This is a genomic window from Actinomadura barringtoniae (assembly GCF_017573505.1).
In the GTDB taxonomy this organism is placed as follows: Bacteria; Actinomycetota; Actinomycetes; order Streptosporangiales; family Streptosporangiaceae; genus Spirillospora; species Spirillospora barringtoniae.
In genome coordinates, this window is record NZ_JAGEOJ010000003.1 from 93017 (window position 1) to 109217 (window position 16201).

At 70.9% G+C, this 16201-nt stretch carries 14 protein-coding genes; 10 read left to right on the forward strand and 4 right to left on the reverse strand.

From position 1 onward, the window contains the following. Positions 1–42: 42 nt before the first annotated feature. Both J4573_RS07455 and greA read left to right on the forward strand, forming a co-directional pair. Positions 43–429 carry a DUF4307 domain-containing protein gene (locus J4573_RS07455; RefSeq protein WP_208254543.1) on the forward strand — a complete coding sequence of 129 codons (387 nt, stop codon included), beginning with the start codon at positions 43–45 and terminating at the stop codon, positions 427–429. 260 nt (positions 430–689) lie between these two features. Beyond that, complete coding sequence (greA, locus tag J4573_RS07460; RefSeq protein WP_208254544.1) at positions 690–1190, forward strand: transcription elongation factor GreA; 501 nt, start codon at positions 690–692, stop codon at positions 1188–1190. 62 nt (positions 1191–1252) lie between these two features. Here greA and J4573_RS07465 read toward each other — a convergent pair whose 3' ends face one another. Then, the gene (locus J4573_RS07465; protein ID WP_208254545.1) at positions 1253–1807 is read right to left on the reverse strand and encodes an Lrp/AsnC family transcriptional regulator; all 555 of its coding nucleotides are present in this window, start codon (positions 1805–1807) and stop codon (positions 1253–1255) included. A 108-nt stretch (positions 1808–1915) separates the two neighbouring features. On the opposite strand from J4573_RS07465, the gene hppD reads away from it, so the two are divergent. From hppD to J4573_RS07505, 8 genes are all read left to right on the forward strand, one after another. Then, complete coding sequence (gene hppD / locus J4573_RS07470) at positions 1916–3010, forward strand: 4-hydroxyphenylpyruvate dioxygenase (protein ID WP_208254546.1); 1095 nt, start codon at positions 1916–1918, stop codon at positions 3008–3010. Positions 3011–3087: 77 nt separating this feature from the next. Further along, complete coding sequence (locus J4573_RS07475) at positions 3088–4131, forward strand: RDD family protein (protein WP_208254547.1); 1044 nt, start codon at positions 3088–3090, stop codon at positions 4129–4131. A 60-nt stretch (positions 4132–4191) separates the two neighbouring features. After that, the gene (locus J4573_RS07480) at positions 4192–5811 is read left to right on the forward strand and encodes a M1 family metallopeptidase (RefSeq protein ID WP_307796534.1); all 1620 of its coding nucleotides are present in this window, start codon (positions 4192–4194) and stop codon (positions 5809–5811) included. Positions 5812–5912: 101 nt separating this feature from the next. Continuing rightward, on the forward strand, positions 5913–7724 hold the full coding sequence (locus J4573_RS07485; RefSeq protein WP_243772644.1) for a M1 family metallopeptidase: 1812 nt from the start codon (positions 5913–5915) through the stop codon (positions 7722–7724). Beyond that, the gene (locus J4573_RS07490; RefSeq protein ID WP_307796535.1) at positions 7721–9217 is read left to right on the forward strand and encodes a M1 family metallopeptidase; all 1497 of its coding nucleotides are present in this window, start codon (positions 7721–7723) and stop codon (positions 9215–9217) included. Before J4573_RS07485 ends, J4573_RS07490 begins: the two co-directional genes overlap by 4 nt. A gap of 132 nt (positions 9218–9349) precedes the next feature. Next, positions 9350–10783 (forward strand): M1 family metallopeptidase, encoded by a 1434-nt coding sequence (locus tag J4573_RS07495; protein ID WP_208254548.1) that lies wholly within the window; start codon positions 9350–9352, stop codon positions 10781–10783. A 67-nt stretch (positions 10784–10850) separates the two neighbouring features. Continuing rightward, positions 10851–11813, forward strand: coding sequence for an ATP-binding cassette domain-containing protein (locus tag J4573_RS07500; protein WP_208254549.1), 963 nt, complete (start codon positions 10851–10853; stop codon positions 11811–11813). Further along, entirely contained in the window at positions 11810–12595 is a 786-nt protein-coding gene (locus tag J4573_RS07505; protein WP_208254550.1) for an ABC transporter permease, read from the forward strand. Before J4573_RS07500 ends, J4573_RS07505 begins: the two co-directional genes overlap by 4 nt. Positions 12596–12666: 71 nt before the next feature. Here the strand turns inward: J4573_RS07505 and ilvA are convergent, their stop codons facing one another. The 3 genes from ilvA to J4573_RS07520 form a co-directional block, all read right to left on the reverse strand. Continuing rightward, a complete protein-coding gene (ilvA, locus tag J4573_RS07510; RefSeq protein ID WP_208254551.1) occupies positions 12667–13890 on the reverse strand; it encodes a threonine ammonia-lyase in 1224 nt (407 codons plus the stop codon). A 114-nt stretch (positions 13891–14004) separates the two neighbouring features. After that, entirely contained in the window at positions 14005–15003 is a 999-nt protein-coding gene (locus J4573_RS07515) for an ROK family protein (protein ID WP_208254552.1), read from the reverse strand. Beyond that, the gene (locus tag J4573_RS07520; protein WP_208254553.1) at positions 14996–16177 is read right to left on the reverse strand and encodes an FIST signal transduction protein; all 1182 of its coding nucleotides are present in this window, start codon (positions 16175–16177) and stop codon (positions 14996–14998) included. The genes J4573_RS07515 and J4573_RS07520 overlap by 8 nt, the downstream gene beginning before the upstream one ends. Positions 16178–16201: the final 24 nt, after the last annotated feature.

Sequence of the window (16201 nt, forward strand, 5' to 3'; positions counted from 1 at the left end):
TGTCCCTGATAACGTCCGCACCCTGCACGGAGATTCCCCGCCATGGCGACCAGTGCCCCCGCTGCACCGACCGACGACAAGTCCCGCATCGGCAAGGTCGGCCTCGTCGTCATCGGCCTGATCACGGCGGTCTGCGCCGGCGGCTGGGCGTTCGTGATGGCGAACGTGGGCCAGCGGCCCGGGATCGAGCAGCAGACGATCGCCTACACCGTGCTGAGCGACGCCTCGGTCAAGGTCACCTACTCGGTGGCCAAGGACAAGAAGGACGAGGTCCGCTGCGTGGTGGACGCCTTCGACAAGGACTTCGCGATCGTGGCGCACAAGGAGATCACCGTGCCGCGCGGCACCAAGGGCGACACCTGGACCGAGACGCTGCCGACCTCCCGCCGGGCGACCGGCGCCCGCGTCCAGGGATGCCACACGGTCTGAGCCGCCGGACGCCAAGGCGGGACCCGGGCCGCAGGGCCTGAGCCGCCGGGCCGCAGGGCCTGAGCCGCCGGGCCGTAGGGGCTGAGGTGAGGGCGGGCGGCTCCTTAGCGGGTCAGAGGCCCGCGCGGGGCGAATCACCTGCTGAAAGCCGGACCGCACTTGGCCGGTTGCGCACGCGTTCAAGGGGGAACCTTTACCCCCACACACCGGATAGGCTAGAGGTTTCACCCGGCCGCATTTCATGTGGATGAGGAGTATCCGTGACCGAGACCCGCGCTGACAACGTCACCTGGCTGACCCAGGAGGCGTACGACCGGCTCAAGGCTGAGCTGGACCATCTGTCGGGCCCGGGCCGCATCGAGATCGCAGCGAAGATCGAGGCGGCGCGGGAAGAGGGTGACCTGCGCGAGAACGGCGGCTACCACGCGGCCAAGGAGGAGCAGGGCAAGATCGAGGGCCGCATCCTCCAGCTCCAGAGCATCCTGGAGAACGCCCGCGTCGGCGAGGCCCCCCGCACCGAGGGCGTCGTCGGCCCCGGCATGACCGTCACGGTCGCCTTCGAGGGCGACGACGAGGAGGTCACGTTCCTGCTCGCCTCCCGCGAGGAGAGCGGAGCCCCCATAGACGTTTACTCCCCCAAGTCGCCCCTCGGCGCGGCGATCAACGGGAAGAAGGTCGGCGAGAAGGCCTCCTACTCGCTGCCCAACGGACGCAGCATGTCCGTCGAGATCATCGACGCCACCCCCTACGGCGGCGCCTGACGCTTGGCGCGCCGGGCCGGCCTGGCCGCCCGGTGCGAACAACCCCTGGCCGGGGAACAGCTCTAGCGGGCCCGTCGCTCCTCCGGGAGCGGCGGGCCTTCCGCTTTTCCGGAACGGTCTGAATCCCCGGCACCGGCACCGGCACCGGCGCTGGCGCTGGCGGCGCGTACGAGGGGCAGGGTGCGCATCGGGACCTGGGTGGCCAGCGAGAGCACCGACGAGGCCCGTTCCACGCCCGGCACCTCCACGATCACGTCCAGCACGCGCTGCAGGTCCATGTTGCTGCGCGCCACGACGCGGCAGAGCATGTCGCCGCCGCCCGTGATCGTGTGGACCTCGATCACCTCCGGCACCCCGGCGAGCCGCCGTGCGACCACGTCGTGCCCGCCCACCTGGCGGATCTGCAGGGTGACGAACGCGGTCACCCCGTAGCCGAGGGCGGCCGGGTCGATCTCCGGCCCGAAGCCGCGGATCACGCCCTGGCGGGCGAGGCGGTCCAGCCGCGCCTGCACGGTCCCGCGGGCGACACCGAGCCGCCGGGACGCCTCCAGCACCCCGATCCGCGGCTCCTCGGTGAACAGCTCCAGCAGGCGTCCGTCGAGCTCGTCGATGGCCATGGTCATCCTGTACAGCTCAGCCAATGAGATCCCACAGCCAATATACAAATTGTCCAGCGATCAGATCCACTCTTGCGCACTCTGTAGCCCTCGGTTTCAGATGGCGGCATGGATGAGTTCCCGGTCAAGGGCATGGACGCCGTCGTCTTCGCCGTCGGCAACGCCAAGCAGGCAGCGCACTACTACTCGACCGCTCTCGGAATGCGCCGGGTGGCCTATCGCGGGCCGGAGAACGGCAGCCCCGAGGAGGCGGTCCACGTTCTGGAGTCGGGCAGCGCCCGGTTCGTCTTCCGCGGGCCCGTGAAGGCCGGCACCGACCTCGGCCGGCACATCGCCGAACACGGCGACGGCGTCGTCGACCTGGCGATCGAGGTCCCGGACGCCTACGCCGCCTACCGGCACGCCCTGGCCAAGGGCGCCAAGGGCCTTGAGGAGCCGTACGTCCTGGAGGACGAGCACGGCAAGGTCGTGATCGCCGCCATCGCCACGTACGGCGAGACCCGCCACAGCCTCGTCGACCGTTCGAACTACACCGGCCCCTACCTCCCCGGTTTCGTTCCCGCCGACCCGATCGTCGAGCCGCCCGCGAGCAAGCGGTACTTCCAGGCCATCGACCACTGCGTGGGCAACGTCGAGCGCATGGACGAGTGGGCCGACTTCTACCACCGCGTGATGGGCTTCACCGACATGGCCGAGTTCGTGGGCGACGACATCGCCACCGAGTACTCGGCGCTGATGTCCAAGGTGGTCGCGGACGGCAGCCGCAAGGTCAAGTTCCCGCTGAACGAGCCGGCCGAGAGCAAGCGCAAGTCCCAGATCGACGAGTACCTGGAGTTCTACGGCGGTCCCGGCGTGCAGCACATCGCGCTGGCCACGGGCGACATCCTGGCCTCGGTCGACCAGATGCGCGCCGCGGGCGTCGAGTTCCTCAACACCCCCGACTCCTACTACGAGGACGAGGAGCTGCGCTCCCGCATCGGCGAGGTCCGCGTTCCCGTCGAGGAGTTGCAGAAGCGCAAGATCCTCGTGGACCGGGACGAGGACGGCTACCTGCTGCAGATCTTCACCAAGCCGGTGCAGGACCGCCCGACCGTCTTCTTCGAGCTGATCGAGCGGCACGGCTCGCTCGGCTTCGGCAAGGGCAACTTCAAGGCCCTGTTCGAGGCGATCGAGCGCGAGCAGGAGCTGCGCGGAAATCTTTGATCTTGAACGGGTAAATCCTCCGCCCGCCCCGGGCGCGGCGACGTTTGAGCCCACCTGCTCCGGCTCACGTTGACGGCATGACGCAACCGCCACAGAACCCCGCGCCCGGGGAGCAGCCCGACGACGAGCCGTGGCGGGCGCCCGGCGAGTCCGGGCCTCCGCCGGCGGATCGACCCGAGGGCGAGCAGCCCCAGCAGCCTTCCTACGGTGAGCAGCAGCCCTCGTACGGCGAGCAGCAGCCACCGTCGTACGGCGGGCAGCAGCCTTCCTATGGCGAGCAGCAACCGCAGCAGCCTCAGCAGCAACCGCCCTCATACGGCCAGCAGCCGTACGGCGGTCAGGGTGGGCAAGGCGGTCAGGGTGGGCAAGGCGGCCAGGGTGGGCAGCAACCGCAGCAGCCTCAACAGCCGTCCTATGGACAGCAGCAGCCTCAGCAGCCTCCGTACGGTCAGCAGCCGCCCTACGGCCAGGAGCCCCAGCAGCCCGCCTACGGGCAGCAGCCGTCCTATGGCGGCCAGCAGGAGCAGCCCTCGCCGTACGGCAGCTCCTACGGCGGCGGCCAGGACCCGTACGGCGCGCAGCAGCAGCCCTACGGCGGCCTGCCCGGCTACACCGGCGGAGCGGGCGGCTACGTCGACCCGGCCTCGGGCCTCGCCAGCCGCTGGGCACGTCTGGGCGCGGGCATCATCGACATCCTGATCGTCGGCATTGTGAGCGGGATCGTCTCCGCGCCGTTCATCAACTGGCACAAGGTCTTCAACCCCGACACCGGGGAGACCATCACCTGGTCCAGCGGCCAGTGGGTCGGCAACATCATCGGCATCGTCCTGGGCTTCCTCTACTACTGGTTCATGACCCAGAAGTGGGGCCAGACGCTGGGCAAGAAGCTGCTCAAGATCCGCGTCGTGCGCGAGGAGGACGGCGGGGCCGTCTCCAACAACCAGGCGCTGTCGCGGGCGGGCTTCTACGTCATCCTCGGCCAGATCTGCTTCTGCATCGGCGTGATCGACATCGCCTGGATCCTGTGGGACGAGCGGAAGCAGGCCCTGCACGACAAGGTGGCGCACACCGTCGTGGTCAAGGCCAACCCCGGGGAGCCCGACCCGTACGCGGGCCGGTAATCACAGCGGGTATCCGAACCAAGTTGCCCAGACTGCCTTTTCACCGGCAGTCTGGGCAACGTGACTTCGGCCGGACGTTCCATCATCAGCCATCCCCATGCAGCCGTCGGGCTGGCCGTCCTGGCCGTGGCGGGGTCGCTGTCGGCCTGCCAGGTCACGATCGGCGGCAAGGACTCGACTTCGTCGAGCAGCAGCGGCGCGACGCCGACGATGGCCGCCACCGGCCCGACCGGCCCCGACAGCGCAGGCGACCCCTATGTCCCGGGTGACGGCAACGGCGGCTACGACGTCCAGAACTACAAGCTGAAGCTGAACGTCACGCCCGGCGGCGCCAAGGAGCTCGACGGCACCGCGGAGATCACCGCGGTCGCGACCGACCGGCTGCCCCGCTTCGACCTGGACCTCACCGGCCTCCAGGTGTCGGCGGTGACGGTGGACGGCGCCGCGGCGCGGCAGCGCCTGCAGGGCAGCGAGCTGGTCGTCGAGCCCGCCAAGCCCGTCGAGAAGGGCGCCACGTTCACGACCTCGGTCAGCTACTCGGGCACGCCGCGTCCGGTGCAGGACCCGATCCTCGGCCGGTACGGCTGGATCCGTACGCCCGACGGGGTGTTCGTGGCCTGCCAGCCGAGCGGCGCGCACACCTGGTTCCCGAGCAACGACCACCCGAGTGACAAGGCCACCTTCGACTTCGAGATCACCGCGCCCGAGGGCCTGACGGTGATCGCCAACGGCGAGCCCGAGACCCCGCCCACCAGCACCGGAGGCGGCAACGCTCCCGCGCCGTTCCCCACGCCTGGGGACGGTGGTGGCGGCGAGGGGACCCCGACCCCGGCGAACACCGACGGTGACCAGGGTGGTCCCCCGGCCTCGGCCGTGCCCGTCGTCGCGAGGGGTCAGGGCCAGAGACAAGGCCGTACGGCCACCAGCGTCTGGCACGTCAAGGACCCGATGGCCACCTACCTGGCCACGATCGACGTCGGGAAGTTCAGCGTCCGCTCGGGCAAGACGCCCGGCGGCATCCCGATCCTGTCGGCCGTGGACCCCTCGGTCTCGGCGGTGAACGCCGACACCTTCAACTCCAAGAACGCCCAGATCACCGACGAGTGGGTGAAGCTGTTCGGGCCCTACCCGTTCTCCTCGACCGGCGGCATCATCGACAACGCCGCGGTCAACTTCGCGCTGGAGACCCAGACGCGGCCGGTGTACGGGGCGTTCGGCGTGGACCAGACGATCGTCGCGCACGAGCTGGCGCACCAGTGGTTCGGCGACAGCGTGAGCGTCACCAAGTGGCAGGACATCTGGCTGAACGAGGGGTTCGCGACCTACGCCGAGTGGATGTGGGACGAGCGGTCGGGCGGCCAGTCCGTCCAGAGCCACTTCGACTCCCTCTACCAGGACGAGTCCAACCGCGAGCTGTGGGACGTGCCGCCGGGCAACCCGGGCCGCGCCCAGATGTTCGGGCGTTCGGTCTACGACCGCGGCGGGATGACCCTGCACGCGCTGCGCAAGAAGGTCGGCGACGACAAGTTCTTCCAGATCCTCAAGACCTGGACCAAGGAGCGGCGGCACCAGGGCGGCACGACGCCGCAGTTCGTCGCGGTCGCCGACAAGGTCAGCGGCCAGAAGCTCGACGGTTTCTTCAGGGCCTGGCTGTACGACAAGGGCCGCCCTTCCCTCTGACCGCGAGGTCCGTCCGTTCGGGGTGAACGGCGGGCAAGGGGTCGGGAAAGCCCGGGCAAGTGACGCGACGCCGGGCGAGGCCGCCCAGCAGTGTGGGCCCGATGAACGGGTCTCTGGGACGCATGACCGCGGTGGCCACCGCCGCCGTCGTGCTCGTATCGATGAACGGCGAGGCCGCCACGGCGGGGCCTGGCGAGGTGCGGACGGCCGATCCCTGCCCGTCCCCGGCATCCCCCGCCCCTGTCCCCCCGCCCCCGGCCGATCCGGCCGCACCGGGCGATCTGGCGGTCCCGGGCACGCCCGCGGCGCCTCCGGGTGCCGCCCTGCCGACGCCGCCGACCGCCGCGATGCCTCCCGCGCCTCCCGCGCTTTCCGGATCTGGCGCGCAGGAGTCCTCGCCGGACTCCGACGGGGACGGGACCTGGCCCGAGCCGCCGCCCACCGGCCAGCGGCTCTTCCGCCGGATGGCCGTGCCGCCGCCCGAGGCCGCCGCGAGCCCCACCCCCGCGCCACCGGCGACGACCGGCGAGACGCCGCCCGGCCAGAGCACCGCGCTGGACGGCTGCGACCCGCCCACCACCAAGGCGCCGGTCAAGACCACGCCGAACGCCGGTAAGCCCGGCGCCCCGGGCGTCGGCGACCCCTACTTCGCGAACGCGGGCAACGGCGGCTACGACGTCGGGCACTACGACATCGCGCTGGCGTACGCGGGCCGCAGCAAGGGCACGGTCGACGCGACGGTGACCATCACCGCCAAGGCGACGCAGCAGCTGTCCCGCTTCAACCTCGACTTCCGCGGCCCGAAGGTCACCAGGATCACCGTCGACGGCGAGCCCGCCACGTACGGCCGCAAGGGCCAGGAGCTGACCGTCACGCCAGCCACGTCGCTGCCGGCCGGCGCGACGTTCACCACGGTCGTCACCTACGCGGGCAAGCCGGGGCCGGTGCGCAACAACTCGCTCGGCACCTACGGCTGGGTGCCCTCCAAGGACGGCGCGGTCGTCGTCGCCGAGCCGGACGGCGCGCCCACCTGGCTGCCGGTGAACGACCACCCGAGCGACAAGGCGACCTACTCCTACCGGCTCACCGTGCCGAGCGACCTGCAGGCGCTCGCCAACGGGACGCCGGGCCCGACGACCAAGCAGGGCAAGACCACGACCTACCAGTGGTCGGAGGAGTCGCCGATGGCTCCGTACCTGGCGACGGTCGCGATCGGCAAGTTCGACGTGCGGCGCGGAAAGGTCGGGAACATCCCGGTCATCACGGCCGTGGACCCGCGCTTCAAGAAGTCGGCGGCGGCGCTGCAGAAGACCACGATCAAGGCCGTCGCGTGGGAGTCGAAGATGTTCGGCCCCTACCCGTTCGCCACGACCGGCGGCATCGTCGACGACCCGAAGCTGGACTACGCGCTGGAGACCCAGGAGCGGCCGGTCTACGCGGGCTTCGCGCCCGACGACGACTTCATCGTGCACGAGCTGGCGCACCAGTGGTTCGGCGACAGCGTGAGCCTGAAGAGCTGGCCGGACATCTGGCTGAACGAGGGCTTCGCGACCTACGCCGAGTGGCTGTGGCACGAGCGCGGCAAGAAGGACTCGGCCAAGAAGATCTACAAGCGGTACTACCGGCAGCCGAGCGCGTCGCCCATCTTCAACCCGCCGCCCGGCAAGCCCGGCCGTGCCGACCTGTTCAGCTTCTCGGTCTACATCCGGGGCGCGATGTGCCTGCAGGCGCTGCGCACCAAGGTCGGCGACAAGGCGTTCTTCCAGATCCTGAAGACCTGGGCGTCCAGCCGCCGCAACGGCAACGCGGCCACGCCGGACTTCATCGCGCACGCCGAGAAGATCTCCCACAAGCAGCTGGACGGGCTGTTCAAGGCCTGGCTCTACTCGAAGGGCAAGCCCAAGAAGTGGTGATCAAGCCTTCGGCGCGCCGGACGGCCGCCCTGCTCCTGGCACCGGCGGTGGCGGCCGCGTCCGCCACCGCCCCGGCGGGCGCCGCCCCGGCCGCCGCCGCGCCGACGGCGCTCACCGCACCACCCGCCGCACCACCCGCACCGCGCACTCAGCGCACGCGGCGCACGCAGCCGGGACCCGCGCCCGGCCTGTTCAAGCCGGGCGCGGCGGGCGTCGGCGACCCCTACTTCCCCAAGGCGGGGAACGGCGGCTTCGACGTCGCGCACTACGACATCGCCCTCGCCTACGCGCCCGCCGAGCGCCGCATCCAGGGCACGACGCGGATCACCGCCACCGCGACGCAGGACCTGTCCCGCTTCGACCTGGACTTCCTCGGCAACAAGGTGCGGTCGGTGACCGTCGACAACGTCCGCGCCACGTTCTCCCGCGACGGCCAGGAGCTGGTGGTCACACCGCGCGCGGGCCTCCGGAAGGGCGCGCGCTTCACGGTCGCGGTGACGTACGCGGGGACGCCGCCCGAGCTGCGCGACCCGGTGCTCGGCCAGACCGGCTGGATCACCACCGAGGACGGCGCGATCACGCTGTCGCAGCCGTTCGGCTCGGCCTCGTGGTTCCCGGTGAACGACCATCCCGCCGACAAGGCCACCTTCTCGTACGCCATCAAGGTCCCCAACGGCCTTGACGTGGTCGCCAACGGCGAGCCCGACGGGACCAGCACGGGCGGCCGCGAGACCACGTTCCGCTGGCACAGCGACCGCCAGATGGCGACCTACCTGGCGCTGGTGGCGATCGGCCGGTTCGAGGTGACCGACGGCAGGTCCCCGGGCGGCGTCCGCGTCATCACCGCCGTCGACCCGGCCGTGACGCCCGACGGCGAGTGGCTGCAGCGCACGACCGGCGAGGTGACCGACTGGGAGGCGGGGATCTTCGGCCCGTTCCCGTTCGGCTCCTCGGGCGGCGTGGTCGACGACGCGCCGGTCGGGTACGCGCTGGAGACGCAGAACCGGCCGACCTACCCGGGCGGCGCGGACACCAAGCTGATCGTGCACGAGCTGGCGCACCAGTGGTTCGGCGACAGCGTGAGCCTGAAGAGCTGGCGCGACATCTGGCTGAACGAGGGGTTCGCCACGTACGCCGAGTGGCTGTGGAGCGAGCAGCACGGCGGGCGTTCGGCCGCGCGCCAGTTCGCCGAGGCCTACAAGGAGCCGGCCGACTCGCCGGCCTGGCGGCAGCGCACCGGCGACCCCGGGCACGACGCGCTCTTCGAGTTCTTCCCGACCTACTCGCGCGGCGCGATGCTGCTGCACATGCTGCGCACGACGGTCGGCGACGAGAAGTTCTTCAAGATCCTGCGCGCCTGGCCCGCCGAGCACGCGCAGGGCAACGCCACGACCGCCGACTTCCGTGCGCTCGCCGCGCGGATCTCGGGTCAGAAGCTCGACCGGTTGTTCGAGACCTGGCTGTACACACCGGGCAAGCCGGACCTGAAGTGAATCTCGGACCATCCGCGATAGCTGGCCTGAACTGGCCGAATCTAGCCGAATTGAGATCTGATCGCGCTTGCCTCACGGAATGATCACCGAAATTCTTGGGGCGGAAGTGACGTCGCTTCAAGGACGAGGTTCATGAGTAAATCCCCCACAATCCTGGCCGCCGTGGCGCTGACCGCCTCCGCGGGCCTGATCGTTTCCGCGCTTCCCGCCGACGCCGCCGTCGCAGCCAAGCCCCGCTTCACGCCCGGCTCGCCCGGCTCCGGCGACCCGTACTTCCCCGACATGGGCAACGGCGGTTACGACGTCGCCCACTACGACATCGCGCTGCGCTACCTGCCCAAGACCAAGGGCATCCAGGCGGTCACCACGATCAACGCGCGCGCGACGCAGAACCTGTCGCGCTTCGACCTGGACTTCCTGGGCCCGCTGAAGATCTCCTCGCTGAAGGTGAACGGCAAGAAGGCCCGCTGGAAGCGCACCGGCGCCCAGGAGCTGGTCATCACCCCGCCGAAGGGGCTGCGCAAGAACAGCCGCTTCACCGTGCGGGTCGCCTACGCCGGCGTGCCGAAGACCATCAACGACCCGGCGCTCGGCGTCTCCGGCTGGGCCCCGACGCCCGACGGCGGCATCATGCAGAACCAGCCGATCGGCGCCGCCACGGTCTACCCGGTGAACGACACCCCGCGCGACAAGGCGACCTACACCTACACGCTCACCGCGCCCAGCAACCTCACCACCCTCGCCGGCGGTGACTTCCTGGGCAAGAAGAGCAAGGGCGGGTTCACGACCACGCGCTGGGCCATGCGCCAGCCGTCGGCCAGTGAGCTGACCCTGCTCGCGGTCGGCAAGTACGACATGGTGAAGACCCGGACCAAGTCCGGGCTGCCGAACCTCACGTTCACCGACAAGGCGCTCGGCATCTCGCCGGCCCTGGCCAAGCAGTTCAACGCACAGACCGCCGACATCGTGGCCTTCGAGTCCAAGATCTACGGCAGGTGGCCCTACAGCTCGACCGGCGGCGTGACGGTGAAGGCCAACCTGGGCTACGCGCTGGAGACCCAGGCACGTCCGACCTACGACCTGAGCAAGCACCTCGGGACCATCCCGCGGGGTGACCTGCTCGCGCACGAGCTCGGCCACCAGTGGTTCGGCGACGAGGTGTCGCCCAAGAAGTGGGCCGACATCTGGCTGAACGAAGGCTTCGCGACCTACTCCGAGTGGCTCTACTTCGAGAAGTACACCGGCAAGCCGGTGCAGAAGAGCTTCGACGACACCTACGCGACGCCCGCCACCGACGACCTGTGGAAGGGCAAGGTCGCCAACCCGGGCCGCGACCACATCTTCGACGGCCTGGTGTACGACCGCGGGGCGATGACGATCCACGCGCTGCGCAAGTCCATCGGCGACAAGGCGTTCTTCCGCCTGCTGAAGGCCTGGCCGGCCGCGCACCGCTACGGCAACGCCAGCACCGAGGACTTCATCCGCTTCGCGTCGAAGATCTCCGGTAAGAACGTGCGGCCGCTGCTCACCAAGTGGCTCTACACCGAGGGCAAGCCCACCCTCTAACCCGCGGCGATTAACGTACGGCAACTGATCGGTCACTCTATGATTACCCCGTGAGGGGGATCATAGAGTGACCGACAACGTCATCGTGGCCGAGGGCCTCGTCAAGCACTTCGGCAAGGTCAAGGCCGTGAACGGGGTGGACCTGGTTCTCCCGCGCGGCACCGTCCTCGGCGTGCTGGGCCCGAACGGCGCGGGCAAGACCACCACCGTCCGCATGCTCACCACCCTGCTCACGCCCGACAGCGGGTACGCGACGGTCGGCGGGTACGACGTGGTCCGCGAGGCCGAGTCGGTCCGCAAGATCATGGGCGTCTCCGGGCAGTACGCGGCGGTCGACGAGTACCTGACCGGCCGCGAGAACCTCGACATGTTCGGGCGGCTCTACCACCTGGGCGCCAAGGAGGCGAAGCGCCGGGCGAACGAGCTGCTGGAGCGCTTCAGCCTCACCGACGCCGCCGACCGTACGGCCAAGACCTACTCCGGCGGCATGCGGCGGCGCCTGGACCTGGCGGCCAGCCTCGTCATCCGCCCGGAGATCATCTTCCTGGACGAGCCGACCACGGGCCTCGACCCGCGCAGCCGCCTGGGCATGTGGGACGTCATCCGCGACCTGGTCAGGGGCGGCGCGTCCCTCCTCCTCACCACGCAGTACCTCGAAGAGGCCGACGCGCTCGCCGACGAGATCGTCATCATCGATCACGGCCACGTCATCGCCAAGGGCACCTCCGACCAGCTGAAGTCGCAGGTCGGCGGCGAACGGATCCAGTTCCGCGTCGCCGAGCAGGCGATGATCCCCAAGGCGTCGTCGGCGGTCCTGGACGTCACCGGCAACACCCCGGAGATCGACCAGGAGACCCACACGATCTCGGCGCCGGTGTCGGGCGGCGCCCGCAGCCTGGTCGGCATCGTGAACGCGCTCGACGGCGTCGGCATCGAGGCCCAGGACGTCGGGCTGCGGCGCCCCACGCTGGACGAGGTGTTCCTGGCCCTCACCGGCCGCAAAGCCGAAGAAGGGCAGGACGAGCAGTGACCGCCGCGCAGTACGTCATCAGCGACAGCTGGGAGATGACCAAGCGTCATCTCAGGCAGATCCCGCGGATCCCCGAGATGTTCTTCTTCTCGCTGATCCAGCCGATCATGTTCGTGCTGCTGTTCCGGTACGTGTTCGGCGAGGCGGTGAAGGTCCCGCCGGGCATCGACTACGTGCAGTACATGATGGTCGGCATCTTCGCCCAGTCGATGACGTTCGCGACCGCGGGCATCTCCACCGGCATCGCCGACGACCTGCAGAAGGGCCTGATCGACCGGTTCCGCGCGCTGCCGATGGCACGGTCGGCGGTGCTGGTCGGCCGGATGAGCTCCGACCTCATCCGCAACCTGTTCGTCGCCCTCGTCATGATCGGCATCGGCCTGCTGGTCGGCTTCCGGTTCAGCAACGGTTTCCTCGGCGCGCTCGGCGGCATCGGCGTCCTGGCACTGACCGTGCTGGCGTTCGGCTCGATCGGCGCGTGGATCGGGCTCATGGTGCCGAACGCCGAGACCGCCAACGTCGCCGGCATGGTGTGGCTGTTCCCGCTGACGTTCACCAGCAACGCGTTCGTGCCGGTCCAGAGCATGCCGGGCTGGCTGCAGGCATGGGCCAAGGTCAACCCGGTGTCGATCATCGTGAACGCGTGCCGCGGCCTGTTCATCGGCCCGCCGCACTTCCCGGTGACCCCGGCGATCTGGCAGGCCCTCGCCTGGTGCGTCGGCCTCACGCTCGGCTTCGGCTACCTGGCCGTACGCCAGTACAAGCGCGCCGCCTCCCGATAACCTCGCCGATCTTGCTCTCAGCGCCCTCAAACGCACCGCGGAAGGGCGCTGAGAGCAAGATCGGCGTGGGTTCAGCTGATGGAGAGGGTGTAGCCCTCGGCGCGCAGGCGGCCGAGGACCTCCTCGCCGTGATCGGTGCCGCGCGTCTCCAGGTGCAGCAGCACCTCGGCCTCCTCGACCGGGAGGCGCGCGGCGATGCGCTCGTGCATCACGTCCAGCACGTTCACCCCGAGTTCGGCCAACTCGCTCAGCAGCGTGACCAGGGCGCCCGGCCGGTCCTTCAGGCGGCAGCGCACGACCATGTAGCGCCCGGCGCCGGCGAGGCCGTGCCGCAGCACCTTCGACAGCAGCAGCGGGTCGATGTTGCCGCCCGACAGCAGCGCGACCACCGGCGTGCGGACCGCGTACGAGTGCTCCAGCAGCGCCGCGACGCCCGCCGCGCCCGCCGCCTCCACGACCAGCTTGGCGCGCTCGAGGCAGAGCAGCAGCGCCTGCGAGATCGACTCCTCGGTCACCGTGACCACGGCGTCGACCAGCTCGTTCACCAGCTCGAACGTGAGATCGCCCGGCCGGCCGACCGAGATCCCGTCGGCCATCGTCGGCTGGCAGTCCACCCGCACCGGGCGCCCGGCCGCCAGCGACGGCGGGAACGCGGCGGCGCGCTTGGCCTGCGCGCCGACCACCTTGACGTCGGGCCCGCCGCGTTCGCGAGCGACGCCCTGCACGGCGGTGGCGACGCCGGAGATCAGCCCGCCGCCGCCGACGCCGCCGACGACCGTGCGGACGTCGGGCAGGTCCTCCATGATCTCCAGGCCGATCGTGCCCTGCCCGGCGACCACGTCCGGGTGGTCGAACGGGTGGATGAAGACGGCGCCGGTCTCCTCGGCGTGCTCCTGCGCGGCCACCAGGCACTCGTCGACGGTCGCGCCGGGGAACATCACGTCGGCGCCGTAGCCCCTGGTGGCGGCGATCTTGGGCAGCGGGGCGCCGACCGGCATGAACACGGTCGCCTTGCAGCCGAGCGAGGCGGCGGCGAGCGCGACGCCCTGCGCGTGGTTGCCGGCGCTCGCCGCGACGACGCCGCGCGCCCGCTCGGCGTCGCTCAGCCGGGCGATCCGCACGTACGCGCCGCGGATCTTGAACGAGCCGGTGCGCTGCAGGTTCTCGCACTTCAGATAGACCGGTCCGCCGACGATCTCGGAGAGCGCCCGAGAGTGGATCAGCGGAGTGGGGGCGATCACTCCGCGCAGCAGCTCCTGGGCCGCGCGGATCTCATCGACGGTGACGAGGTCCATCCCTTGATCCTGCCATGCCCCGCCATGCCCCCGGCGCCCCCTACGCCGATCTTGCTCTCAGCGCCCGTTCGGGGGCGCGGAAAGGGCGCTGAGAGCAAGATCGGCGTGTGATGCTCAGTCGGCGTTCCAGTAGCGGTCACCGGCGACTACCAGGGCGGCGGCGCCGATGAGGCCGGAGGTCTGCCCGAGCGCCGCCGGAACGACCTGGACCTGGCGTGCGAACTCCATCCGCGCGTGGGTGCGGAACGCCTCCTCCAGCGGGTCGAAGAGCATCGCGCCCGCCTGCGACAGGCCGCCGCCGATCGCCGCCACCTCCAGATCGCACAGGTGCGTCGCCGAGGCGATCGCGATGCCGAGCGCGCGGCCCGCCCGCCGCATCGCCGACTCGGCGATCGGATGGCCGCGCCGCGCGTCGCCCGCGAGATCGACGCCGGTGACGTCGCGCTGCTCGGGCCGCCAGCCCTGCTCCTGGGCCCACTCGACCAGGCCGGGCCCGCGTGCGATCGCCTCCAGGCAGCCGCGGCCGCCGCACTTGCACGGCGGCCCCTCCGGGTCCACGACGACATGGCCGATGTGGCCCGCGTTGCCGCTGGCGCCGTCGATCAGGTGGCCGTCCAGGACGAGCCCGCCGCCGACGCCGGTGGACACGACCATGCCCAGCACGTTGTCGCGGCCCCGGCCCGCGCCGCGCCAGTGCTCGCCGACCGCCACGCAGACCGCGTCGTTGTGCACCCGTACGGGCAGGCCCGCGTACCGCGCGCGCAGGCGGTCGCGCAGCGGGAAGTCGCGCCAGGCCGGGATGTTGAGCGGCGACACCTCGGCTTCGGGCCAGGTCATCGGCCCGCCGCAGCCGACGCCCACGCCACCGAGCGACGTCGTTCCCGAGTCGGCGACGGTCTTGTCCATCAGCGACTCCAGCGTCCGCCAGAGCCCCTCGGCGTCCAGCCCGCCCGGCGTCTCGATCCGGTCGTAGGCGGCGACCCGCCCGCCCGGCTCGACCACCGCGACGGCGAGCTTGGTCCCGCCGATGTCCACCGCCAATATGTCGTCGGCGGAGCCGACCCGGGGGGTGTGGGGGGTCGGCCCCCCACCGGCGGTTCTGTCGTCAGTCATGGTCGGCTCCCGCATGTCCCACGCCGGCCGGGCCGAACGCGAGGATCGATGCGGTGAAGCCGTGCACATGGTTGCGGCCCGCGACCGGGCCGATCTCGCCCGACGCGAAGAAGCCGCCGACGCCGGCGTCGCCGAACGTGCGCTGCAGGATCTGCGCGTCGTGGTCGGAGTCGGGGAACATCGCCCGGCCGCGCCCGTCGCAGGAGAACAGCAGCGCGCCCTCGACCGGGTCCAGGTCGAAGCGTTCGAGCAGCTCGGCCAGGTCCTCGTCGGCGGCGCCCGCGTCGCGCACCTGGAAGCGCACGGTGCGGCCGACCTCGACCACGTCGCCGATCGCGATCGCGCCGCTGTCGGTGTCGGCGCCGACCACGCCGCGGACCAGGAAGTCGCCGTGCTCGTGCTCGTCGGCGTACTCGTCCATCGCGACGCCGATCAGCAGCCCGCGCCCGGCCAGCTCCTGCTCGTCCTCGGGCAGCGCCAGCACGACCTGCTCCAGCTTGTCGAGCGCGGGCGTGCCCGCCAGCTCGTACAGCACGTTGTCGTCGGCCTTGGTCACCACCATGTCGGGGCCGATCGGGCGGGCGCCCTGGCTCACCACCGTGGCCGCCGCGACCGAGCCGCCGATGACCACGCCGACCGCGCCGGAGTCGTACACCTCGCCGTCGAGGAACACCCGCGTCGTGCCGCGGCCCTCGCCGCCCGCCATCCCGCCGACCAGCGGCAGGCCCGGCATCGCGTCGGCGGACCGTTCGACGAACGCGTCGACCGGGAAGGTGTAGGGGTCGGTCAGCAGCACGCCGACCACGTCGTCGTCCTGCCCCTCGGGCATGCCGACCACGATCAGGCGGTCCTCGGCCTTCAGGGTGTCGAGGCGGAACGGCTCCAGCCGCGCGCCGGGCAGCACCGCCGCCCAGGCGCTCACCGCCGAGGACTCCTCCACCCCGTGGTCGCCGGCGATCACGCCGGCCGCGCTGCAGCCCAGCACCACCGCGTCGCCCGCCATCGCCATCGCGCGGCGGGCCGCGTCCTCGACGTCCTCGGGGCGGTCGGCGTTCACGAAGACGCAGACCAGGTCGGCCGGGGCGTCGAGGGGAGCCAGCGCCTTCCCCACCGCGGACTCGGCGGCGCTGACAAGATCGGGTCCGAGGGCCAGGCCGTCACCGAAGCGCGCCATCGGCCTCCCCTCCTTCGGGCTGTC